This is a genomic window from Burkholderia sp. Ac-20349 (assembly GCF_017104865.1).
Lineage (GTDB): Bacteria > Pseudomonadota > Gammaproteobacteria > Burkholderiales > Burkholderiaceae > Burkholderia > Burkholderia aenigmatica.
Genome location: NZ_JAAGPM010000318.1, coordinates 1 through 1,958, shown reverse-complemented (window position 1 = coordinate 1,958; position 1,958 = coordinate 1). Strand labels below are relative to the sequence as shown.

Below are 1,958 nucleotides of genomic sequence, written 5' to 3'. Positions count from 1 at the left end.
CTGCTCGAGGATGGCCGGATTCTCGAGCGTGGACGTATCCTGCGTGATCGCCTCGCCCTTCGCGAGCGAGCGCAGCAGGCGCCGCATGATCTTGCCCGAGCGCGTCTTCGGCAGGTTGTCGCCGAAGCGGATGTCCTTCGGCTTCGCGATCGGCCCGATCTGCTTGCCGACCCAGTCGCGCAGCGTCTTCGCAAGCGCCGCCGCTTCCTCGCCTTCCGGACGCGAACGCTTCAGCACCACGAACGCAACCACCGCCTCGCCCGTCGTATCGTCCGGACGGCCGACCACGGCCGCCTCGGCCACGAGTTCGTGCGAGACCAGCGCCGATTCGATTTCCATCGTGCCGAGCCGGTGGCCCGACACGTTCAGCACGTCGTCGATCCGGCCCATGATCGTGAAGTAGCCGGTGTCCTTGTCGCGCACGGTGCCGTCGCCGGCCAGATACAGGCGCCCGCCGAGTTCCTCGGGGTAGTAGCTCTTCTTGAAGCGTTCCGGGTCGCCCCAGATCGTGCGGATCATCGCGGGCCACGGGCGCTTGACGACGAGAATGCCGCCTTGCCCGTTCGGCACGTCCTGGCCGGTTTCGTCGACCACCGCGGCCATGATGCCCGGCAGCGGCAGCGTGCACGAACCGGGCACGGTCGGCGTCGCGCCCGGCAGCGGCGTGATCATGTGGCCGCCCGTCTCGGTCTGCCACCACGTGTCGACGATCGGGCAGCGCTCCTGGCCGACGTGCTTGTGATACCACATCCATGCTTCCGGATTGATCGGCTCGCCGACCGTGCCGATGATGCGCAGGCTCGACAGGTCATAGCTCTTCGGATGCACCTTGTCGTCGGCCTCGGCCGCCTTGATCAGCGAGCGGATCGCGGTCGGCGCGGTGTAGAACACGGTGACCTTGTGGTCGCCGATCATCTTCCAGAAGCGGCCTGCGTCCGGGTAGGTCGGCACGCCTTCGAACACGACCTGCGTACCGCCGCACGCGAGCGGGCCGTACGTGATGTACGTGTGGCCGGTGACCCAGCCGATGTCGGCCGTGCACCAGAACACGTCGGTGGGCTTCCAGTCGAAGGTCCACTTCATCGTCTGCGCGGCCCACAGCAGGTAGCCGCCCGTGCTGTGTTGCACGCCCTTCGGCTTGCCGGTCGAGCCCGACGTATACAGGATGAACAGCGGATGCTCGGCGCCGACCCATTCCGGCTCGCACTGATCGGATTCGGCGGCCGTCAGTTCGTGCATCCACAGATCGCGCTCGGCGTGCCAGTCGATCTTGCCGCCGGTGCGGCGATAGACGATCACGCTCTTCACGGCCTCGCAGCCGCCCATCGCGATCGCTTCGTCCGCGATGCTCTTCAGCGGCAGCGTCTTGCCGCCGCGCGCCTGCTCGTCGGCCGTGACGAGCGCGGTCGCGCCGACGTCGACGAGCCGCTCGTTCAGCGACTTCGCGGAGAAGCCGCCGAACACGACCGAGTGCGTCGCGCCGATGCGCGCGCAGGCCTGCATCGCGACGATGCCTTCGATCGACATCGGGATATAGATGACGACGCGGTCGCCCTTGCCGATCCCGCGCTTCTTCAGTGCATTCGCGAAACGCGACACGCGGGCGAGGAGATCCGCATAGGTGACGCGCGTGACGGACCCGTCGTCGGCTTCGAAGATCACCGCGACGCGCTCGCCGTTACCGGCTTCGACGTGGCGGTCGAGACAGTTGTACGACGCGTTCAGCTCGCCGTCCTCGAACCACTTGTAGAATGGTGCGTTCGACTCGTCGAGCACTTTCGTGAACGGCTTGTGCCACGCGAGGCCCTCGCGCGCGAGACGCGCCCAGAAGCCTTCGTAATCGTTTTCGGCTTCGGCGGCGAGCGCACGGTAGGCCGGCATGCCGGAAATGGTCGCCGCCTGCTCGAGCGCCGCGGGCGGCGCAAACTGGCGGGTTTCGTGAAGAACCGATTCAATCG

1 protein-coding gene is annotated in these 1,958 nt (G+C 67.0%); it reads right to left on the bottom strand.

Features of this window, described 5'->3' with window-relative positions; all coding sequences use genetic code 11:
• A partial coding sequence (acs, locus tag G3N61_RS38895) for an acetate--CoA ligase (RefSeq protein ID WP_346778611.1) occupies nt 1–1,956 on the bottom strand: 1,956 nt, incomplete at its 3' end.
• Between the last annotated feature and the right edge of the window lie 2 nt (nt 1,957–1,958).